Genomic DNA, 21193 nt, shown 5'->3' with positions numbered 1-21193 from the left:
ATGAGGAACCAGGTGCGGCCGTACGCGTGGGGGTCGCGCACGGCCATCTCCGAGCTGCTGGGACGGCCGACGCCGGCCCCGCACCCGGAGGCCGAGCTGTGGATGGGTGCGCACCCCGGCGACCCGTCCGTGCTGGAGGGTTTCGGGTCGGACGGCACCGTCACGCTGGCCGACGCCGTCGACCGCGACCCGGAGGCCATGCTCGGCAGCGCCGTGGCCGCCAAGTTCGGCGCCCGGCTGCCGTTCCTGCTCAAGGTGCTGGCGGCTGCGGAGCCGCTGTCCCTGCAGGCGCACCCGTCCCCGGCGCAGGCGGCGCACGGCTTCGAGCTCGAGGAGCGGCTCGGCGTCCCGCTGGACTCGCCGGACCGCAACTACAAGGACTCCTGGCACAAGCCCGAGCTGGTCTGCGCGCTGACCGAGTTCCATGCGCTGTGCGGATTCCGCGACCCGGCGGTCACCGTCGAGCTGCTGACCGAACTGGCCGTGCCGCAACTGGACCACTACCTGTCGCTGCTGTCCGGGCAGCCGGACCGGGACGGCGTCCGGGCGCTGTTCTCGTCGATCGTCACCGTGCCGGCCTCGCTGCTCGACCCGTTGCTGGCGGCGGTGCTCCAGGCCTGCGTGGCGCGGGTCCGCGCCGGCTCCCGGTTCGCCGCCGAGTACCGCACCGCGCTGGAGCTGGGCGAGCGCTATCCCGGCGACCCCGGGGTGCTGGCGTCGCTGCTGCTGAACCGGGTGACGCTGCAGCCCGGCCAGGCGCTGTACCTGGACGCCGGCAACCTGCACGCCTACCTGGAGGGCGTCGGAGTCGAGATCATGGCCAACTCGGACAACGTGCTGCGCGGCGGCCTGACCCCCAAGCACGTCGACGTGCCCGAGCTGATGCGGGTCCTCGACTTCACCGCCGGGGACGTCCCGGTGCTCGGGGGCGACGCCGGGCCGGACGGCGAGCTGGTCTACACCACGCCGGTCCCCGAGTTCCGGCTGTCCCGGCTGGAGCTGTCCGACCGTCCCTACCGGCTCGACCACGACGGCCCGCAGATCCTGCTGGTCACCGAGGGCACGGCCGAGCTGGTCGCGGCGGACGGGGCGGCGCTCACCGTCCCGCGGGGCCGGTCGGTCTGGGTGCCCGCCGCGGACCGCGGCGTCACGGTGCACGGCACCGGGGTGGCCTACCGCGCCATGGACGGCCTGGCTCCCTGAGCGCTGCCGGTCCGGCACGCTGAGCCGCCCGGCGTGCCCCGCCGGGCCGGTGCCGACGGGGCCGGGCAGGATGGGCACGCCCGGCGGCGACCGGCCGTCCCCCGACGGCCGTCCCGGTCCCGGTGCGCACCGGTGCGACGGACCTGCCGTTCCGGCGCGCCGGTCCGCGCCGCACCGTGACTGCGAAGGGACCTGCCCCACCGATGTTCGACTCCCTGCTGGTGGCCAACCGGGGCGAGATCGCCCGCCGGGTACTGCGCACCGCCCGCGACCTGGGACTGCGCACCATCGCGGTGCACTCCGAGGTGGACGCCGACCTGCCGTTCGTCCGGGAGGCCGACGAGGCTGTCCTGCTCGGGCCGGCCGACCCGGCACGGTCCTACCGGAACGCCGACGCGGTGCTGGACGCGGCGCGGCGCACCGGCGCCGCGGCCGTCCACCCCGGGTACGGGTTCCTGTCCGAGAACGCCGCGTTCGCCCGTGCCGTGGTCGACGCCGGGCTGGTGTGGGTGGGCCCGTCCCCGGAGGCCATCACCGCCATGGGTGACAAGATCGCCGCCCGGAACCTGATGTCGGACGCGGGCGTGCCGGTCGCCCCGGGCACCACCGACCCGGTCACCTCCGCGGAGGCCGCCAGGGCCGCGGCGGACGGCATCGGCTACCCGGTGATGATCAAGGCCGCGGCGGGCGGCGGCGGCATGGGGATGACCGTCGTCGACGGGCCCGACGCCATGGCCGCCGAGTACGAGAAGGTGACCGCGTTCGCCGGGCGGCTCTTCGGCGACCCGGCGGTCTTCGTCGAGCGGTACTTCCCGCGGGTCCGCCACGTCGAGGTGCAGATCCTCGGCCTGGCCGACGGGCGGGTGCTGGCGCTCGGGGAGCGCGACTGCTCGGTGCAGCGGCGCAACCAGAAGGTCGCGGAGGAGACCCCGTCGCCGGCTCTCGACGAGGAGCTGCGCGACCGGATGCTGGCGGCCGCCCGCCGGGCCGGCGAGGCCGTCGACTACCGCGGAGCCGGCACCGTCGAGTTCCTGCTCGACCCGGCCACCCGCGACTTCTACTTCCTGGAGATGAACACCCGGCTGCAGGTCGAGCACCCGATCACCGAGGCGGTGCTGGGCATCGACCTGGTGGCCGCGCAGCTGCGCATCGCCGCCGGAGAGGACCCGGGCTTCGACCCGGACGTGCGCCCGCAGGGCCACGCCGTGGAGCTGCGGATCAACGCCGAGGACCCCAAGCGGTTCCTGCCCGGACCCGGCGCGATCACCGAGTGGGTCGAGCCGTCCGGCGCAGGCGTCCGGGTGGACTCCGGGTACGCCGCCGGCACCACCGTCACCCCGGCCTACGACTCGTTGATGGCCAAGCTGGTGGTGCACGCGGCCGACCGTCCGGCAGCGCTGGAGCTGGCCCGGCGCGCGGTGCGGGACTTCGTGATCACCGGTCCGAAGTCGAACCTGGCCTTCCACGCCGAGCTGCTGGACAACCCGGAGTTCGTCTCCGGTGACTACGACACCGCGCTGGTGGCCCGGATGCGTGCCCGCTGACCGGAGCCGGTGTGCCGGCCGCGGCCGCTGCCGTCGGTGCTGGTCACGGTCGGCGGGGCGGCGGCCGGCGACCAGCAGCGGAGCCGGGTCGGTGTTTGCTCCCCGCAGGAGCGCTAGGTAGGTTCGCTACGTCCACCGCCCCGACCGGATCCCGCGCGGCGCGCGCCGGCAGCGGGGGCGGGTTCGGCAGCGGGCGGCACGGTTGGCCCGCCGGCGCTCGGGTACCCGAACAGCGCCGCACGACGACGACTGCGCATCGACATACGACGAGAAGTGAGGCACCGACGTGGCACTGCCCCAGTTGACCGACGAGCAGCGGGCGGCGGCCCTGGAGAAGGCGGCCGCTGCGCGCCGGGTGCGGGCCGACCTCAAGGAGCGGCTCAAGCGCGGTGGCACCACGCTGCAGCAGGTCCTGGCCGACGCGGAGACGGACGAGGCGCTGGCCAAGCTCAAGGTCTCGGCGCTGCTCGAGTCCCTGCCGGGGGTGGGCAAGGTCCGCGCCGCGGCGCTGATGGAGCAGTTCGAGATCGCGCCGAGCCGCCGCGTCCGCGGGCTCGGCGAGCGCCAGCGGCAGGCCCTGCTGGCCGAGTTCGGGTCCTGAGGACGCCGGGACCGCGCCGCCGGTGAACCCCAGTCCCGGGGCCGACGCCGGCGCGCCGCCCGGCCCCGGACCCGCCGACCGGGCCGCCTGTCCGGAGACGGACGGCCGGCGCGGCCGGCTGTTCGTCCTCTCCGGCCCGTCCGGGGTCGGCAAGAGCACCGTGCTGGCCCACCTCCGGCGGGAGCTGCCCGGCCTGTGGTACTCGGTCTCGGTGACCACGCGGTCGCGCCGGCCGGGTGAGCGGGACGGGGTCAACTACCTGTTCCTCACCGAGGACCGGTTCCGCGAGATGGTCGCGGCGCACGACCTGCTCGAGTACGCCCGGTTCGCCGGCCACTGGTACGGCACCCCCCGCGGCCCTGTCGAGGAGCGGCTGGCCGCCGGCGAGGACGTGCTGCTGGAGATCGACGTGCAGGGCGCCCGGCAGGTCCGCCGGCACCCCGACCTGGGTGCCGCCGCCGTGCTGGTGTTCCTGGCGCCGCCCTCGTTCGCCGAACTGGAACGCCGGCTGACCGGGCGCGGCACCGAGGATCCGGCCGCGACGGAGGCCCGGCTCGCCGCCGCCCGCGACGAGATCGCCGCCGAGCGGGAGTTCGACCACACCGTGGTGAACACGGACGTGCCTGCCGCCGCCCGCGGATTGGTATCGTTGATGGCTGGTCCGCACCCGGCCGCCGGATCGGACGCCGCCGTCGTCGACGGCGCGTCGACGGGCGGCCACGGCAGCCGCCCCCCCGCCACGTCCTGACAGCACGGTCGGGCGCGCACGGGGCCGGCTGTACGGAGGACTGTGGACGACAGCCGTGGGGAGTACCCCACCAGACAACAGGAGTACCCCGTGACCGAAGCCATCCCCGCCGCCGTCAGCGGCACCGACGCCACCGCGGCCGCCGACCTGCCCGCCGCGTCGGCCTCCATGACCCCGTCGCAGATCGCCGCCGCCGGGATCACCTACCCGCCGATCGACGAGCTGCTGGCCCGCACCAGCTCCAAGTACGGGCTCTCGATCTACGCCGCCAAGCGCGCCCGCCAGATCAACGACTACTACGCCCAGCTCGGCGAGGGCCTGCTCGAGTACGTCGGCCCGCTGGTCGACCCGCTGCCGAAGGAGAAGCCGCTGTCGATCGCCCTCCGGGAGATCAACGCCGGCCTGCTGGAGCACACCGAGGGCGAGTGAGCCCACCGGGCGGGACGCCGCGGCGCTGACCGCCCGTGCCGCCCCCGTGCCGTCCTGCGCCGTCCCCTGCCGTCCGGGACACGGTCCGGGAGGCGCGGGACGCCGTCCGGACCCGTCCCGTCGTGGCGCCGAGGTGCGCCGCTGGCCACCGCGTACCCTCAGCGGGCGCGCGGTGGGGCAGCGGCCGGCCGCCGACGACCTGAACATCCCTAGGAGCCCCCGTCGTGACTTCCCGCCTGTTCACCTCCGAGTCCGTCACCGAGGGACACCCGGACAAGATCTGCGACGCGATCAGCGACTCCATCCTCGACGAGCTGCTGCGCCAGGACCCGGCCAGCCGCGTCGCGGTGGAGACGATGGTCACCACGGGTCAGGTGCACGTCGCCGGCGAGGTCACCACGTCCGCCTACGCCGACATCCCCAAGATCGTCCGCGACAAGGTGCTGTCCATCGGCTACGACTCGTCGGCCAAGGGTTTCGACGGTGCGTCCTGCGGGGTCAACGTGGCGATCGGCGCGCAGTCGCCGGACATCGCCCAGGGCGTCGACGTGGGCTACGAGACCCGCACCGGCGAGGTCGAGGCCCCGGCGGACGACCCGGTGGCCAGCCAGGGCGCCGGTGACCAGGGCCTGATGTTCGGCTACGCCTGCTCGGACACCCCCGAGCTGATGCCGCTGCCGATCGCGCTGGCCCACCGGCTGGCCCGCCGGCTCACCGAGGTCCGCAAGGCGGGAGCGGTGCCCTACCTGCGTCCGGACGGCAAGACCCAGGTGACCATCGAGTACGTCGGTGACCGGGCCGTCCGGCTGGACACCGTGGTGGTCTCCAGCCAGCACGCCGAGGACGTCGACCTGGTCAACCTGTTGGCCGTCGACGTGCGGCAGCAGGTCGTCGAGCCGGTGCTGGCCGAGCTGGACGGCCGGCTGGACACCGGCGACTACAACCTGCTGGTCAACCCGACCGGCCGGTTCGTGATCGGCGGCCCGATGGGCGACGCCGGCCTGACCGGCCGCAAGATCATCGTGGACACCTACGGCGGGATGGCCCGGCACGGCGGCGGCGCTTTCTCCGGCAAGGACCCGTCGAAGGTGGACCGGTCGGCGGCCTATGCCATGCGCTGGGTCGCCAAGAACGCCGTCGCCGCCGGGCTGGCCGAGCGCATCGAGGTCCAGGTGGCCTACGCCATCGGCCACGTCGCCCCGGTGGGCCTGTTCGTGGAGACCTTCGGCACCGAGCAGGTCGACCCGGACAAGATCGCCGACGCCATCCGCCAGGTCTTCGACCTGCGGCCGGGCGCGATCATCCGTGACCTGGACCTGCTGCGGCCGATCTACGGACCGACGGCCGCCTACGGCCACTTCGGCCGCACCGACGTCCAGCTGCCGTGGGAGCAGCTCGACCGGGTCGAGGCGCTGAAGAGCCTGATCGGCGTCTGACCTGCACCGGCGCCCCGGCGCCCGGGCACTGACGGTGCCCTCTGGTATCCACGACGGGTGACCGTCGCCCGCAGCACCGCCGCGCCCGCCGCCCCGGGCGCCGCCGCGGCAGCGGGCGTCCCGGCAGCGAGCGTGCAGGCAGCGGCCACCCCGACGCGGCGCGCGGCCACCGGGCGGCGGACCCCGCCGGCGGCGCGGGAGGCCGCGGCCACCCTGCCCGTCGCCCGGGTGGCCGTCGACGTGTCGCTGTCGCACCTGGACCGGCCGTTCGACTACCTGGTCGACCGGGACCAGGACCTGGACGCGGTGCCCGGCGCCCGGGTGCGGGTCCGGTTCGCGGGCCGGCTGGTGGACGGCTTCCTGCTGGACCGGTCCGACCGGTCCGACCACGCCGGCCGGCTCGGCTTCCTCGAGCGTGTCGTGTCCGCCGAATCGGTGCTGGCGCCCGAGATCCGCACGCTGGCCAGGGCGGTCGCGGACCGGTACGCCGGCACCCTCGCCGACGTGCTGCGGCTGGCTGTCCCGCCCCGGCACGCCCGCGTCGAGTCCGCCCGGCCCGGCCCGGACCCCGACACCTCGGACGCTGCGGCGCCGACTGCCGACCGGGAACCCGGCGGTTGGGCGCGGTACGCCGCGGGCCCGGCCTTCCTGGCGTCGGTACGGGTCGGGCGTCCCGCGCGCGCCGTGTGGCAGGCCCTGCCGGGGGAGGACTGGGCCGCCCGGTTCGCCGACGCCGCCGCCGCGGCGCACGCCGCCGGCCGCGGGGCCCTGCTGCTCGTCCCGGACGCGACCGACCTCGAGCTGCTGGGAACCGCGCTGGCGGAGCGGTTGCCCGCCGGGAGCCACACCTCGCTGTCCGCGGACCTCGGACCACCGGAGCGGTACCGGCGGTTCCTGGCGGTCCGCCGCGGGGCCGTCCGGGTGGTGGCCGGCACCCGTGCGGCCGCCTTCGCGCCGGTGGCCGACCTGGGGTTGGTCGCGCTCTTCGACGACGGCGACGACCTCTACGCCGAGCCCAGGGCGCCGTACCCGCACGCCCGCGAGGTCCTGATGCTCCGTTCGTCCCTGCAGCGGGTGCCGTTGCTGCTCGGCGGCTGGGCCAGGACCGCGGAGGCGGCCCTGCTGGTGCGCTCCGGCTGGGCCAGGGAGGTGGTGGCCCCGCGCGCCGTGCTGCGGGAGGCCGCGCCGCGCATCGAGGCCGCCGGTGACCGGTACGCGGCGGGCGCCGAGTCGGCGGCGGCCCGCGCGCGGCTGAGCCCGGCCGCGTTCGACGCCGCCCGGCGCGCCTTCGACGCCGGCGCCCCGGCGCTGGTGCAGGTGCCGCGACAGGGCTACCTGCCGGGGCTGGCCTGTGCCCGGTGCCTGCGGCCGAGCAGGTGCCGCCGCTGCCACGGGCCGCTGGCCGTCTCCGGCCGGGACCGGCCGCCCAGCTGCCGCTGGTGCGGTGTCAGCGACGCCCACGTGGTGTGCGGCGCCTGCGGTGGTGACCGGCTGCGGACCACCACCGTCGGTGCGCGGCGCACCGCCGAGGAACTCGGCCGAGCGTTTCCGGGCGTCCCGGTGCTCACCTCGTCCGGGGACGAGGAGCGGCCCGTGGTGCCCGACGGGCCGGCGCTGGTCGTGGCGACGCCCGGGACGGAGCCCGCGGCGCCCGCGGGCTACGGCGCCGCGCTGCTGCTCGACGGCGGCCTGCTGCTGGGCCGGCCGGACCTGCGGGCGGCCGAGGAGGCGCTGCGCCGGTGGATGGGCGCGGCCGCGCTGGTCCGCCCCGCCGCCGCCGGCGGCCGGGTGGTGGTCGGTGCCGACACGTCGCTGCCAGCGGTGCAGGCGTTGATCCGCTGGGACCCGGCCGGCCACGCCGACGCCGAGCTCGACGCCCGGGCCGAGCTCGGCTTCCCGCCGGCGGTGGCCATGGCGTCGGTCGAGGGACCGGAGTCCGCGGTGCAGGCCGCCGCCCACGAGCTGCTGGAGCTGGCCGCCCGCGCCGCCGCCCGGCCGCCCGAGCTGCTCGGCCCGGTGCCGCTGGCCGATCTGCCCGGCCGCGTCCGCGGGACCCCGGAGCCGTCCGCGGCGCGGCTGCTGGTGCGGGTGCCGCAGGCCGACCGCAAGGGACTCACCGCCGCACTGGCCGCGCTGGCGGCGGACCGGTCCGCCCGCCGGGACGCGGTGGCCCTGCGGGTCCAGGTCGACCCGGACGCGCTGTTCTGACCCGGCCGCCCACCCGGCCCGGCGGTCAGCCGAGCCGTTCCAGCAGGCCGTCGCGGACCCCGGGCCACTCCGTGCCCAGGACCGAGTAGACGACGGTGTCCCGCCAGGTGCCGTCGGCCCGGCGGCGGTGGCGGCGCAGGGTGCCCTCGTACACCGCACCCAGCCGCTCGATCGCCGCCCGGGACCGCGCGTTGACCGAGTCCGTCTGGATCTTCACCCGGCCGAACCCGCAGTCGTCGAAGCAGTGGCCCAGCAGCAGGAGCTTGCACTCCGGGTTGACGAACGTCCCCCAGGCGTCCGGGGTGTACGCCGTCCAGCCCAGGTGGGTGCGCTCGTCCTCCAGGTGCAGGTCGCCGAGGCTGGTCGTGCCGACGACGGCACCTCTGGCGCCCCAGTCGTTGTCGGCCAGCAGCCGCACCGTGTACGGCGTCCGGCCGCGGCTGGACAGCGCCGCCCCGACGACGCCGGCCATGTCCTCGGCGGACCGCGGCCGGCCGGCCGGGCCGCCCAGGTAGTTGCCGCTGTAGACGCGCTCGTCGTCGAGCGCCTGGAACAGGGCGGGCGCGTCGGCGAGCGTCGTCCGGTCGAGCCGGACGTACCGGCCGACCAGCGGGCGTCCGTCCGGGGCTTGAGCTGTCACGTCGACCTCCAGTCGAGGGGGCGGGCGGTCCCCGCGGGCACCGGACATGATGACGATCCCTCGGCGCCGGGTACAGCGGGGGTGCCCGGCGGTGCCCGGCGGTGCCCGGCGGTGCCCGGCGGCGGCCGGCGGCGGCCGGCGGCGGCCGGCGGTGTCCGACGGTGCCCGGTCGAGCCCGCGCGTCGGGGCCGCCGCCGGCTCGGCACCCGCGCGGGTTCGTAGACTGCTGCGGCATCCCAGGGAGGTCGCTCTGCGCATCGTCTTCGCCGGCACGCCGGATCCCGCGGTCCCGTCGCTGCGGGCACTGCTGGCGTCCGGGCACGAGGTGGTCGCCGTCGTCACCCGTCCCGACGCGCCCACCGGCCGGGGCCGCCGCACCGTGCCGTCGCCGGTCGCCCGGGTGGCCGCCGACGCCGGGCTGCCGCTGCTGCAGCCCGCGTCCGCCCGCACCGCCGCCTTCCGCGACGAGCTGGCCGGGTTGGCGCCGGACGCCGCGGCGGTGGTCGCCTACGGCGCGATCCTGCCGCGCCCGGTGCTGGACGTGCCGCGGCACGGCTGGGTCAACCTGCACTTCTCGTTGCTGCCGGCCTGGCGCGGCGCCGCCCCGGTGCAGGCCGCGGTCCGCGCCGGTGACCCGATCACCGGGGCGAGCACCTTCCGGCTCGAGGAGGGCCTGGACACCGGCCCTGTCTACGGCACGGTGACGGAGCCGGTCGGGCCCCGGGACACCGCCGGCGACCTGCTCGGCCGGCTGGCCGTCTCCGGCGCCGCGCTGCTGGTCGCCACCCTGGACGCGCTGGCCGACGGGTCGGCGCGGCCCGTCCCGCAACCGGCCGACGGCGTCAGCCTGGCACCGAAGATCGCCCTGACCGACGCCCGGGTGCGCTGGGCCGAACCCGCGTTCGCCGTCGACCGCGCCGTCCGGTCGGTCACCCCGGAACCCGGCGCCTGGACCGGGTCCGCGTGGGGCCGGCTGGTCCTCGGCCCGGTGCTGCCGACGGACGTGACGGGGTTGGCGCCGGGCGAGCTGCGGGTGGAACGCCGCCGGGTGCTGGCCGGCACCGGCACGACGGCGGTGGAGCTGGGGTCCGTGCTGGCGCCGGGGCGGCGCAGCATGCCGGCCGCGGACTGGGCCCGCGGTGTCCGCCCGGAACCCGGCACGGTGCTCGGCCGCGGGGACGACGAGGGTCCGGCGGACCCGACGGCGGTCCGCGGCGCTGGCGCCGTCAGCGCCGCGGAGACCGGCACCGGCACCGGTATCGGCACCGGGACCGGCAGCGGGCCGGCCCCGAGTGCCGTCCCCACCGACGGTCCGGCGGGTGGCCGGTGAGCCCCGCGCACGTGCCGCCGTCCGGCGACCGTGGCGACCGTGGTAACCGTGGCGACCGGGGCGGCCGGGGTGGCCCCGGCGGCGGTGGACAGGGCGGACCTGGTGGGCACGGCGGACCCGGTGGACGAGGCGGCCGGCGCGGCGCGGGCGGTGGCCGGGGCGACGGGCGCGGCGGTCGGGGCGCGGGCCGGGCGGACGGCGCGACGGGGCGGACCGGTCCACCCCGCCGCCCGCAGACGTCCCGCCCGCCCGTCGACGACCCGGCCCGCCGCACCGTCCTGGCGCTGCTGGCCGCCGTCCGCGACCGCGGCGCCTACGCCAACCTGGTGCTGCCCGACCTGATCGCCGACGCCGGGCTCGACCAGCGCGACGCCGCGCTGGCGACGGCCCTGGCGTACGGCACGTCCCGGATGGCCGGCCAGCTGGACGCCGTGCTGGCCCGGTGCAGCGACCGGCCTCCGGACGAGCTCGACGGCCCGGTCCTGGACGCCCTGCGGATGGGCGCCTTCCAGCTCCTGCACACCCGGGTCCCGCCGCACGCCGCCCTGTCCACCACCGTCGACCTGGTGCGGGCCGGGGCCCGGCCGTCCGCTGCCGGGTTCGTCAACGCGGTGCTGCGGCGGGTGAGCGCCCACGACCTGGACGCCTGGCTCGACCTGCTCGCGCCACCCGGCACCGATCCCGTGGAGCGGCTGGCGCTGCGCACCGCGCACCCCCGGTGGATCGCCGCCGCGCTGGGCGACTCGCTCGGCGGGGCCGCCGCGGCCGAGCTCGAGCTCGCGCTCGCGGCCGACAACCTCAGTCCCGCCGTGCACCTGGCTGCCCGTCCCGGCCGCGTCGACCGCGACGAGCTGGCCCGGCTCGCCGGGGGGACGCCGGGCCGCTGGGCGCCGACCTGCGTCGTGCTCGGCGAGGGCGGCGACCCGGGACGGATGGCTCCGGTCGTCGACGGCCGGGCCGGTGTCCAGGACGAGGGCTCGCAGCTGGTGGCCCTGGCCCTCGCCGCCGCAGACCTTGACGGCGGGCCGGACCTGCGCTGGCTGGACCTGGCCGCCGGGCCCGGCGGCAAGTCGGCCCTGCTGGGGGCGATCGCGGCGGAGCGCGGCGGCCGGCTGGATGCCGTGGAGGTGGCGCCGCACCGCGCCGAGCTGGTCCGCCGTGCCACGGCCGGACTGCCGGTGACCGTGCACACCGCGGACGGCCGCGACCCCGGGCTGCCCGCGGCGGGGTTCGACCGGGTGCTGCTGGACGCGCCGTGCACCGGGCTCGGCGCGCTGCGCCGCCGTCCGGAGGCCCGGTGGCGCCGGTCCCCGGCCGACGTCGCGCCGCTGGTGCGGCTGCAGCGCGAACTGCTGTCCTCCGCGGCCCGCCTGGTGCGGCCCGGCGGCGTCGTCGCGTACGTCACCTGCTCGCCGCACCTGTCCGAGACCGAGGGCGTGGTGGCCCGGCGCCCGGCCGGGCTCGAGCTCGTCGACGCCCGGCCGCTGCTGCCCGGCGTCCCAGACCTGGGCGAGGGCCCGACGGTGCAGCTGTGGCCGCACCGCCATGGCACGGACGCCATGTTCCTGGCCGTGTTGCGCCGGACCGGCTGACGCCGAGCCGGGTCGCCGCCCGGGCCGCGGGCCACCCCTTGCGATGTCGCCGCGGCCGCCCGTCCGGCGCCGCGGCGGACCGGCGCCCGGCCCCCGCGGCGGCCGCCCGCCGGTCCGGCGGGGGCGACGGCGGCCCGGGGGTGCCGCTCTAGGCTGGCCCGGTGACCGTGTTGATCGCGCCGAGCATCCTGTCCGCCGACTTCGCGCGGCTGGCCGACGAGGCGGCGGCCGTCCGCGGTGCGGACTGGCTGCACGTCGACGTCATGGACAACCACTTCGTCCCGAACCTCACCCTGGGGCTGCCGGTGGTGCAGTCGCTGCACGCGGCCACCGACATCCCGCTCGACTGCCACCTGATGATCGACGACCCGGACCGCTGGGCCGTCGGCTACGCCGAGGCGGGCGCGTACAACGTCACCGTCCACGCGGAGGCGGTCCGGGACCCGGTCACCATGGCGGTCGACCTGCGCGCCGCCGGCGCCACGGCCGGACTGTCCCTCAAGCCGGACACCGAGCTGGACGACTGGGTCGACGTGCTGCCCAGCTACGACACCCTGCTGGTGATGACCGTGGAGCCCGGGTTCGGCGGCCAGGAGTTCCTGGCGCACACCCTGGACAAGGTGCGCCGGGCCCGCCGCATGGTGCAGACCGGCCACCTGCGGGTGGTCGTGCAGGTCGACGGCGGGATCAATGCGGACACCGTCGTTCAGGCGGCAGAGGCCGGCGCCGACTGCTTCGTCGCCGGCTCCGCCGTCTACGGCAGTCCCGACCGGGCGGCGGCCGTCGCGGACCTGCGCCGGCGGGCCGAGGCGGCGCGCCCGGTGTCCGACGACCCGGCGGACGCCGTGGATCCGTCCGGTGGATCCCCGGACGGGGACGCGTCGGCCGGCTGACCGGCGCGCCGTCCCGCCGCGGACCCGGACCCGGACCGGCCACGCGACCTCCCGTCGGGGCGCGTCGCGGCGCGTCGGACGAGGGACCGGGTGGCCGACCGCGAGCAGATCCCGGCCGTGAGGCACAGGGGACGGGCATCACGCCCCCGGCGGGCGCCCGGGGTGGCCCGCGGGTCCCCCGGGTGGAGGACTATGGACGCAGGGACCCGCCACGGCCGTGTGGCCGGCGGGCAGGGCAGGGGCCCGCGGGCCGGTCGGCGCGCGGCGGCCCCACGGCGAAGGGTCGGACAGGGCGGATGTTCACCGGCATCGTGGAGGAGTTGGGCGAGGTGCTCGCCCTGGACGTGGCCCCGGACGGCGGCGACGCCCGCGTCGTCGTGCGCGGGCCACTGGTCACCTCGGACGTCCACCACGGCGACTCCATCGCGGTGTCCGGGGTCTGCCTGACCGTCGTCGACGCGGCCGGCGGGACCTTCACGGCGGACGTCATGCGGGAGACGCTGCAGCGCACCAGCGCGCGGTCCTGGACGCCCGGGCGCCGGGTCAACCTGGAGCGGTCCGTCCGGGCGGACGGCCGGCTCGGCGGGCATGTCGTGCAGGGCCACGTCGACGGGGTCGGCACCGTCGTGGCCCGCACCCCGCACCGCGGCTACGACGAGTTCCGCGTCCGGGTGCCCGCCGCGCTCGCCCCCTACGTCGCCGGCAAGGGCGCGGTGGCGGTGGACGGCGTCTCGCTGACCGTGATCGACGTCGAGGACACCGGCGGGCCGGCCGGCGCCGCGGAGTTCACCCTCGGCATCATCCCGGAGACGAGGGCGCTCACCACGCTGGGCCTGGCCGATCCCGGCACGGAGGTCAACATCGAGGTGGACGTGATGGCCAAGTACGTGGAACGGCTGCTGGCCCGCTCGGCCGCTCTCGGAGTCGGTGCCGCCCCCGGTGTCGGTGCCGCCCCTGGCGCTGGTGCCGCCCCCGGCGGCGGTGCCGCCCCCGCCGGCGTCCCGGCCTCGGACCCGGCAGGGGTCGCCGTGGCAGGTGCCCGGTGAGCGACGCCACCGCCGTCCCGCCCGCCGGACCCGTCGACGGTGTCGACGAGGCGGCCCGCCGTCCCCGCACGGCGGCCGGCTTCGACACCGTGGACTACGCGCTGGCGGAGATCGCCGCCGGCCGGGCCGTCGTCGTGGTCGACGACGAGGACCGCGAGAACGAGGGCGACCTGATCTTCGCCGCGGAGCTGGCGACGCCCGAGCTCATCGCCTTCATGGTCCGGTACACCTCGGGCTACGTCTGCGTGCCGATCACCGAGTCCGAGGCGGATCGGCTCAACCTGCCGCCGATGTACCACACCAACCAGGACCGTCGGGGGACCGCGTACACGGTCACCGTCGACGCCAAGGAGGGCGTCAGCACCGGCATCTCCGCGGCCGACCGCGCGCACACCATCCGCAAGCTCGCCGACCCGGCGTCGGTGCCCGGTGACTTCTCCCGGCCGGGGCACGTGGTGCCGCTGCGCGCCCGCGAGGGCGGCGTGCTGGTGCGGCCCGGGCACACGGAGGCGGCCGTGGACCTGGCGCGGATGGCCGGCCTGTCGCCGGTCGGCGTGCTGTGCGAGATCGTCAGCGAGAAGGACCCGCTGGGCATGGCGCGGACCGACGAGCTGCGGGTGTTCGCCGACGACCACGGGCTGGCGTTGATCTCGATCGCGGACCTGGTCGCCTACCGGCGCGCCCGCGAGGTGCAGGTCCGCCGGGTGGCGTCGGCGCGACTCCCGTTGCCCCAGGGCGATTTCCGCGCGGTGGGTTACGTCAGCGAGATCACCGGGCGGGAGCTGATCGCCCTGGTGCACGGCGACATCGGCGACGGCGTCGACGTGCTGGTCCGGGTGCACTCGGAGTGCCTGACCGGCGACGTGCTCGGCTCGCTGCGCTGCGACTGCGGGCCGCAGCTGCACGCCGCCCTGGACGCCGTCGTCGCGCAGGGCCGCGGCGTGGTGCTCTACATCCGCGGGCACGAGGGCCGCGGGATCGGCCTGCTGGACAAGTTGCGGGCCTACGAGTTGCAGGACGAGGGGGTCGACACGGTCGACGCCAACCTCCTGCTCGGTCTGCCCGCGGACGCGCGCGAGTACGGCACCGGTGCGCAGGTCCTCGCCGACCTGGGCATCAAGTCCATGCGGCTGCTGACCAACAACCCGGCCAAGCGGGCCGGGCTGGAGGGCTACGGCCTGCAGATCGTCGGCCGGGTGCCGCTGGCGGTCTCGGTGAACCCGGAGAACCTGCGGTACCTGACGACCAAGCGTGACCGGATGGGGCACGTCATCGACGAGCTGGGGTCCGAGCCGGCGCTGGAGGGCTACGGGCACGCCTGAGGTGCCCGGCCGGCCGGCGCGGGGGCGCTCCGGCACCGCGGCGCCGGTGGCCGGGCGACCCCGACCCGATGGACGGCGACGGAGCAGCCGTGACGGAGCGACCGTGACGGAGCAGCCGTGAGCAAGCAGCCGTGAGGAAGCGACCGTGAGGGAGCGAATGGTGACCGAGAGGAGACGGACATGAGCGGCGAGGGCCGTCCGGCGCTGGCGGCGCCCGACGCGGCCGGCCTGCGGGTCGGCATCGTCGGCACCAGCTGGCACGCGGAGATCACCGACCGGCTGGTCGAGCGGGCGGTGGCGCTGTGCGCCGAGGCGGGGACGAGGCCGCCGACGGTGGTGCGGGTGCCGGGCAGCGTCGAGCTGCCGGTGGTGGCGCAGCAGCTGGCCACCGACCACGACGCCGTGGTGGCGCTGGGCGTGGTCGTCCGTGGCGGCACCCCGCACTTCGAGTACGTGTGCGACTCGGTCACCGCCGGGCTGACCCGGGTGTCGCTGGACTCCGGGACGCCGGTCGGCAACGGCGTGCTGACCTGCGACACCTACGAGCAGGCCGTGGACCGCAGCGGCGGTCCCGGCGCCGCGGAGGACAAGGGTGCGGAGGCCGCGGCGGCCGCCCTGGTCACCGCACTGGTGCTGCGCGACCTGCGCACCCCGGCCGCGACGCTCGGGTTCGGGCGATGACCGGCCCCGTTCCGGACGGACCCGCCGACGGCCGGCACTCGGTCGACCCGGCCGCCGAGGGGGTGGATCCGGCAGGGCACCGACCGGCGGGGGAGCGGGAGCGCACGGCCGGGGCCGCCGGACCGGCGGACGGGCCGGACGCGGCATCCGACGTGGCATCCGACGTGGCGGACGGTGTCCTGCTCACCGTCCGCCCGCACCGGATGCGGATCTACGCCACCGTGTCCTCGACCCTGATCGTGGCCGCGATGATCGTCGTCGGCCTGTTGCTCAAGAGCTCCGAGGACGGGGTCTCGTTCCGCACCTCGGACCAGGTGGCACTGATCGGGATCGGCATCCTGGTCGGCGCCGGCGTGCTGCTGATGGGCCGGCCGCGGTTGCAGGTGGAGCGCTCCGGACTGCGCGTCCGCAACATCCTGGGGGAGAACTTCTACCCGTGGCCGCTGGTGCAGCGGGTGGCGTTCTCCGAAGGCGCCAACTGGGCGCAGCTGGCGTTGCCCGACGACGAGACGCACCCCGTCATGGCCATCCAGGCGCTGGACCGGGACCGGGCGGTGGCCTCGCTGCGGGCGGTCCGGACCTGGCACGCCCGGCTCGGTACGCCGGTGCCCGCGCCGGTGCCGGTGCTCACCGAGCCGCCGACGGACCGCCCGCTGGGCCGGCTGGAGATCATCGACCGGGAGAAGCAGGCGGCGGGCAAGCAGCGGCGTCGCGGCTGACGCCGGCGGCCGGCCGCCCGTCCTCCCGAGGTCCGGCCCGCCCGTCGCACCGGCGTCCGGCCAGCAGCCGGTCGCGCGCCCGGTCGTCCGGCCGGATCCGGCACCGGCCTCACCGCACTGCGGGGCCGGAGATCAGGCCTCGCCGGGACCCTGTCCCGGGTCGTCCGGCACCACGGAGTACTCGCGGAACGCGCGCTGCAGGGCGTCCAGCCCGTCGCGGAAGGCCGCGGCGTGCGGGCCGAGGTCCGGCGCCGACGCGCGGACCAGGCCGGCCAGCGCGGTGATCAGGCGGCGGGCCTCGTCGAGGTCGCGGTGCGCCGGGTCCTGCGGGTCGTCCGAGGCCAGGCCGAGCTGCTCGGCGGCGGCCGACATCAGCAGGACGGCCGCCCGGCTGATCACCTCGACGGCCGGGATGTCCACCAGCTCGCGAGGTGCCGCGGCGTCGGCCGGACCGGCGGCGCCGGTGGGTGCGACGGTAGGTGCGTCGCCGGGGTCGCTGTCGCCGGGCAGGTCGGACGGGGGCCGAGAGGTGCTCACCCTGTGTAGACTGTCAGGTGCGACCGATCCCTGCGCGAGCGGGGATCAGCCCGGGTCGAACCTCTGCCGCCTGCCGGCGGGGATGGTCCGGGCGGCAAGTGGAGCCCGACTCCCACCCGAGCAGCCCTGCAGTACCAGGCGGCCGGGTCCGGTTCACCGACATGCGTCGGTGCTGCGCGCCGTACGGCGCCGACCGGTCGTCCCTCGGGTCCCGCCTGCCTCGCAGCGGGACCTTTCTGCGTTGGCGCCGTCGGGCGTGACGCGGGTGGCCCCGGGCCCGGCGGAGTGCCGTCCGCCGGGTGCCTGCAGCACCCGCACCACGTGCAGTACCGCAGCGCAGCAGACAGCATCCGAACCAGGCTCCAGGAGGACTCAATCAGCGTCGAGCCACGCATCAACGACAGGATCCGCGTTCCGGAGGTCCGCCTCGTCGGGGCGGCCGGCGAGCAGATCGGCATCGTCTCGACGGGCGAGGCCCTGCGCCGTGCCCAGGAGGCCGACCTCGACCTCGTCGAGGTGGCGCCCGACGCCCGCCCGCCGGTCTGCAAGCTCATGGACTACGGCAAGTTCAAGTACGAGAGCGCGCAGAAGGCCCGCGAGGCACGGCGGAACCAGGTCCTGACGGTCATCAAGGAGATGAAGCTCCGGCCGAAGATCGACCCGCACGACTACGAGACCAAGAAGGGTCACGTCGTGCGGTTCCTCCAGGCCGGGGACAAGGTGAAGGTCACGATCATGTTCCGCGGGCGCGAGCAGTCGCGTCCCGAGCTGGGCTTCCGGCTCCTGCAACGGCTCGCGCAGGACGTCGCGGAGCTGGGCGTGATCGAGTCGGCACCCAAGCAGGACGGCCGCAACATGATCATGGTGTTGGCGCCGCACAAGCAGCAGCGCGCCCGTCCGGCGGTCACCGCAGCCGCGGGCTGACCCGGACGGCGTCGCCCGGCCGACCAGGTCGGCCGGGCGCGTCGTGCTGCCCGCCACCGGACGGTGGCGGGCTCGACCGCCGGCCCCGCCGGTGGTCACAGGATTCGGTGTGCCCGACGGGCGACCGTGAGTACGCGCGCCACGGCGCGCACCGGACGAGCAGGGATAGAGGGAGTCATGCCCAAGAACAAGACGCATTCCGGGATCTCCAAGCGGGTCAAGGTGACCGGCAGCGGCAAGCTGGTCCACGCCGGCTCCGGCAAGCGGCACAACCTGGAGAAGAAGTCGTCGCGCCAGACCCGCCGCATCGACGGCGTCAAGGGCATCGCCGCGGTCGACGCCCCCCGCATCAAGCGGCTGCTGGGCATCTGACCCGGACCGCCGGGCACCAGCCCGGCGACCCGGCGGTGCGGCCACCGTCCGCACCGCCCCCACCGACCGACCGGACCGGCAAGGTCCCGCGGCGCCCGCCCGGCGCCCCACAGTGAAGGACAAGGTGTCCCGATGGCACGCGTCAAGAGAGCCGTCAACGCGCAGAAGAAGCGCCGTACCGTCCTGGAGCACGCCAGCGGCTACCGCGGGCAGCGCTCGCGGCTGTACCGCAAGGCCAAGGAGCAGGTGCTCCACTCCCTGAACTACGCCTACAACGACCGGCGCAAGCGAAAGAACGACTTCCGCCAGCTCTGGATCACCCGCATCAACGCGGCGGCCCGCAACCACGGGCTGACCTACAACCGCTTCGTGCAGGGCCTCAAGGCCGCCGGCGTCGAGGTGGACCGCAAGGTGCTGGCCGAGCTCGCCGTGCACGACGACGCGGCGTTCGCCGCGCTGGTCGAGGTCGCGCGGGCGGCCCTGCCGGCCGAGTCCAAGTCGGACGCGGCCTGACCTCCCAGGACACCGGGGCCGACGGGTCGGGCGAGAGCCCGCTCGGTGCACTCACCGAGCGGGCCGGCCGGATCCAGTCGGCGCACCGGCTGCTCCGCCGGTCCCGTCGTGAGCAGGCCGGCGAGTTCCTCGCCGAGGGCGCGCAAGCCGTCCGCGAGGCCGTCGACGCCGAGCGGCGGACACCCGGCACCGTCCGCGAGCTGTACCTGACCGCGGCCGCTGCCGGTCGCAACGTCGGCCTGGTGCGGGCGGCCTACGCCGCCGGTATCGAGGTCACCGAGGTGACGGAGCGGGCGGCCGCGGCGCTCTCGGACACGGTGCACCCGCAGGGCCTGGTGGCCCGCTGCACCGTGCCCGGCGTGACCGCGGCCGAGGTGCTGGCCGCCGGCCCCCGGCTGGTCGCCGTGCTGGTCGACACCAACGACCCCGGCAACGCCGGCGTGGTCATCCGGCTGGCGGACGCCGCGGGCGCGGACGCCGTGCTGTTCGCGGGTGACGCCGTCGACCCGTACAACCCCAAGGCCGTCCGGGCGTCCACCGGCAGCCTGTTCCACCTGCCCGTCGCCCGGGTGCCGGACGTCGTCGAGCTGCTCCCGCTGCTGTCCGGGGCCGGGCTGTCCGTGCTGGCGACCACCGGCGCGGCGACCGTCGACCTGGACGAGGCCCAGGACGGCGGCGTGCTCGACCTGCCCACCGCGTGGCTGTTCGGCTCCGAGGCCCACGGCCTGCCGGCCGACCTCGCCGACGGCGCCGACGAGCGCGTCGCGGTCCCGATCTACGGCCGTGCCGAGTCGCTGAACCTGGCGACCGCCGCCGCGGTCTGCCTGTACGCCAGCGCGAGAGCCCACCGGGGCCGGCGCGGTGCTCTGTCTTCCTGACGCCGCCCGGCGCGGTGCTCTGTCCTCCGGGCGCACCCCGGCGCACCGCTGTGTAGTCCCGACGCGGCCACTGCTGTGCCCCGCTGACGCGGTCCCGGCTCCCCGCTGCGTCCCCCTGACGTCGGCCCGGCTCCCCGCTGCGTCCTGCTGACGCCGGCCCGGCGCACCGCTGCGTCCCGCTGACGCGGTCCTCCGCTGCGCGCCCCTGACACCGTCGCGGTCCACCGCTCCGCCCTCCTCACGCCGTCCCGGGTGCCCCTAAGGCCCCGGGACCGCCGGCGGATGCTGTCCGGACCCTGCCTCCGGACGCCCGTCGGACACGGCAGGCCGCCGGACGTCCCCGCTGTTCGTGCAGCTCACAGCCCTGCCGGACAGTCCGGTGTTGTCCGGTGGCGGCGGCCGCTACCGGACAACACCGCACCGGCCGACGGTTGCCCTCGCGGTGGACGACACCTGGCCGGTCCGCCGCCGGCGACGACCGCCGTCCCGGTCGATCCGAGGAGGATCGGTGCGGCTCATCCGGACCCTCACCGCCGTGCTCACCGCTGCGGTGCTGGCGGTGCCGACGGCGCTCTCCGCCGGCGCCGCCACCCCGGTGGCCCAGGGACGACCGGCCCCGGCCGCCGCGTCCGTGCCGGCGGCCCTGCCCGCGGTGGACATGGAAGCGGTCGTCAAGGCCGCGCAGATCGACCCCCGGCGTCCCGACGACACCCGCACGGCCGGCGCCCGGGCGGGCGTCCTGCTCGTCGAGCGCGCGCTCGCGGCGCGCGGCCTGCTCGCCGCCCGGTGGGTCGACGGCTACTTCGGCACCACGACGATCGCCGCCTACGCCGCCTACCAGCGCTCGCTGGGCTACCGGGGCCTCGCGGCGACAGGATTGCCGGGCATCGCGTCCCTCACCGCGCTCGGCGCCCGCCGCTACGCCGTGACCCGTCCGCTGCGGCCCGGCGGCCGCGTGCACTGGGCGGGCAGCGGCCCGGTCGTCGACACCCGCACCCGGGCGATGCTTGCCGCCGCCGAGCAGCTGGCCGGACGCTCGCTGGTGCTCTCGCAGGGCTCGTGCAACCCCGGCGGGGACCCGACGTCGGCCGGCACCCACGACGGTGGCGGCGTGGTCGACGTGTCGGTGTCGGGCATGTCGGCCGCCACGCGGACGGCCGTCGTCACCGCGCTGCGCCGGGTCGGCTTCGCGGCGTGGCTGCGGAACCCGCGCCAGGGGGACTGGCCGTGGCACATCCACGCCGTCGCCATCAGCGACACCGATCTCTCCGCTGCCGCGCAGCACCAGGTCGGCGACTACTACCTGGGTCTGGACGGGCTGGCGGACCACGCCGCCGACGACGGCCCACGCATCCCGATCCGGACCTGGGAGGAGTACCGGCGCCGCTGACCTGCAGCCGTCCCGCGGACATCCAGCCATCACCAGATCGAGGAGACACCCGTGATCCGCACCGAGCGCCCCGTCCGACCGGCCGCCCGACCTGCCGCCCCACCGGGCGGACCGTCCCGATGGCGCCGGTGGGCCGGGGCCGGGTTGGTGGCCGGTGCGGTGGTGGCCGGTGTGGTGGCGCCGGTGG

General features: G+C 76.5%; 20 protein-coding genes and 1 pseudogene. 19 read left to right on the top strand and 2 right to left on the bottom strand.

Translation table 11 applies throughout. From position 1 onward, the window contains the following. From manA to IEY37_RS10665, 7 genes are all read left to right on the top strand, one after another. A complete protein-coding gene (manA, locus tag IEY37_RS10695) occupies positions 1 to 1203 on the top strand; it encodes a mannose-6-phosphate isomerase, class I (RefSeq protein ID WP_188942283.1) in 1203 nt (400 codons plus the stop codon). A gap of 203 nt (positions 1204 to 1406) precedes the next feature. After that, positions 1407 to 2747, top strand: coding sequence for an acetyl-CoA carboxylase biotin carboxylase subunit (locus IEY37_RS10690; RefSeq protein ID WP_188941564.1), 1341 nt, complete (start codon positions 1407 to 1409; stop codon positions 2745 to 2747). Between the two features lie 286 nt (positions 2748 to 3033). Then, the gene (gene mihF, locus IEY37_RS10685) at positions 3034 to 3348 is read left to right on the top strand and encodes an integration host factor, actinobacterial type (protein WP_188941563.1); all 315 of its coding nucleotides are present in this window, start codon (positions 3034 to 3036) and stop codon (positions 3346 to 3348) included. Between the two features lie 22 nt (positions 3349 to 3370). Further along, complete coding sequence (gene gmk, locus IEY37_RS10680; protein ID WP_188941562.1) at positions 3371 to 4096, top strand: guanylate kinase; 726 nt, start codon at positions 3371 to 3373, stop codon at positions 4094 to 4096. 168 nt (positions 4097 to 4264) lie between these two features. Beyond that, positions 4265 to 4525, top strand: coding sequence for a DNA-directed RNA polymerase subunit omega (rpoZ, locus tag IEY37_RS10675; RefSeq protein WP_188942281.1), 261 nt, complete (start codon positions 4265 to 4267; stop codon positions 4523 to 4525). A 224-nt stretch (positions 4526 to 4749) separates the two neighbouring features. Beyond that, positions 4750 to 5961: a methionine adenosyltransferase gene (gene metK, locus IEY37_RS10670; protein WP_188941561.1), complete on the top strand. Its 1212-nt coding sequence runs from the start codon at positions 4750 to 4752 to the stop codon at positions 5959 to 5961. Positions 5962 to 6018: 57 nt separating this feature from the next. Then, positions 6019 to 8169 (top strand): primosomal protein N' family DNA-binding protein, encoded by a 2151-nt coding sequence (locus IEY37_RS10665; protein ID WP_229674286.1) that lies wholly within the window; start codon positions 6019 to 6021, stop codon positions 8167 to 8169. Between the two features lie 25 nt (positions 8170 to 8194). Here the strand turns inward: IEY37_RS10665 and IEY37_RS10660 are convergent, their stop codons facing one another. Continuing rightward, complete coding sequence (locus IEY37_RS10660; protein WP_229674285.1) at positions 8195 to 8809, bottom strand: GNAT family N-acetyltransferase; 615 nt, start codon at positions 8807 to 8809, stop codon at positions 8195 to 8197. Positions 8810 to 9059: 250 nt separating this feature from the next. On the opposite strand from IEY37_RS10660, the pseudogene IEY37_RS10655 reads away from it, so the two are divergent. From IEY37_RS10655 to IEY37_RS10625, 7 genes and pseudogenes are all read left to right on the top strand, one after another. Next, positions 9060 to 9977, top strand: a pseudogene (locus IEY37_RS10655) (methionyl-tRNA formyltransferase); the annotation flags it as partial. Positions 9978 to 10150: 173 nt separating this feature from the next. Next, the gene (locus IEY37_RS10650; RefSeq protein WP_188942277.1) at positions 10151 to 11731 is read left to right on the top strand and encodes an RsmB/NOP family class I SAM-dependent RNA methyltransferase; all 1581 of its coding nucleotides are present in this window, start codon (positions 10151 to 10153) and stop codon (positions 11729 to 11731) included. 170 nt (positions 11732 to 11901) lie between these two features. Further along, complete coding sequence (rpe, locus tag IEY37_RS10645; RefSeq protein ID WP_188942275.1) at positions 11902 to 12624, top strand: ribulose-phosphate 3-epimerase; 723 nt, start codon at positions 11902 to 11904, stop codon at positions 12622 to 12624. Positions 12625 to 12920: 296 nt separating this feature from the next. Beyond that, positions 12921 to 13670: a riboflavin synthase gene (locus IEY37_RS10640; protein ID WP_229674282.1), complete on the top strand. Its 750-nt coding sequence runs from the start codon at positions 12921 to 12923 to the stop codon at positions 13668 to 13670. Continuing rightward, entirely contained in the window at positions 13667 to 14992 is a 1326-nt protein-coding gene (locus tag IEY37_RS10635) for a bifunctional 3,4-dihydroxy-2-butanone-4-phosphate synthase/GTP cyclohydrolase II (RefSeq protein WP_188941559.1), read from the top strand. The genes IEY37_RS10640 and IEY37_RS10635 overlap by 4 nt, the downstream gene beginning before the upstream one ends. Positions 14993 to 15172: 180 nt before the next feature. Beyond that, positions 15173 to 15673 carry a 6,7-dimethyl-8-ribityllumazine synthase gene (gene ribH / locus IEY37_RS10630; protein WP_188941558.1) on the top strand — a complete coding sequence of 167 codons (501 nt, stop codon included), beginning with the start codon at positions 15173 to 15175 and terminating at the stop codon, positions 15671 to 15673. After that, on the top strand, positions 15670 to 16392 hold the full coding sequence (locus IEY37_RS10625) for a PH domain-containing protein (RefSeq protein ID WP_229674281.1): 723 nt from the start codon (positions 15670 to 15672) through the stop codon (positions 16390 to 16392). The genes ribH and IEY37_RS10625 overlap by 4 nt, the downstream gene beginning before the upstream one ends. A 132-nt stretch (positions 16393 to 16524) precedes the next feature. Here the strand turns inward: IEY37_RS10625 and IEY37_RS10620 are convergent, their stop codons facing one another. Then, complete coding sequence (locus tag IEY37_RS10620) at positions 16525 to 16929, bottom strand: DUF1844 domain-containing protein (protein WP_229674280.1); 405 nt, start codon at positions 16927 to 16929, stop codon at positions 16525 to 16527. A gap of 321 nt (positions 16930 to 17250) precedes the next feature. On the opposite strand from IEY37_RS10620, the gene infC reads away from it, so the two are divergent. From infC to IEY37_RS10595, 5 genes are all read left to right on the top strand, one after another. Beyond that, a complete protein-coding gene (gene infC, locus IEY37_RS10615; RefSeq protein ID WP_229674279.1) occupies positions 17251 to 17853 on the top strand; it encodes a translation initiation factor IF-3 in 603 nt (200 codons plus the stop codon). Positions 17854 to 18030: 177 nt separating this feature from the next. Then, positions 18031 to 18225: a 50S ribosomal protein L35 gene (rpmI, locus tag IEY37_RS10610; RefSeq protein ID WP_188941557.1), complete on the top strand. Its 195-nt coding sequence runs from the start codon at positions 18031 to 18033 to the stop codon at positions 18223 to 18225. 132 nt (positions 18226 to 18357) lie between these two features. Continuing rightward, complete coding sequence (gene rplT, locus IEY37_RS10605; protein WP_188941556.1) at positions 18358 to 18738, top strand: 50S ribosomal protein L20; 381 nt, start codon at positions 18358 to 18360, stop codon at positions 18736 to 18738. Next, entirely contained in the window at positions 18735 to 19616 is an 882-nt protein-coding gene (locus IEY37_RS10600; protein ID WP_188942267.1) for a TrmH family RNA methyltransferase, read from the top strand. Before rplT ends, IEY37_RS10600 begins: the two co-directional genes overlap by 4 nt. A gap of 517 nt (positions 19617 to 20133) precedes the next feature. Further along, complete coding sequence (locus tag IEY37_RS10595) at positions 20134 to 21006, top strand: peptidoglycan-binding domain-containing protein (RefSeq protein ID WP_373298328.1); 873 nt, start codon at positions 20134 to 20136, stop codon at positions 21004 to 21006. The last annotated feature ends 187 nt before the right edge of the window (positions 21007 to 21193 follow it).

It is taken from the genome of Nakamurella endophytica, assembly GCF_014646215.1.
Classification (GTDB): Bacteria; Actinomycetota; Actinomycetes; order Mycobacteriales; family Nakamurellaceae; genus Nakamurella; species Nakamurella endophytica.
This window is presented reverse-complemented; position numbering and strand designations above follow the sequence as displayed.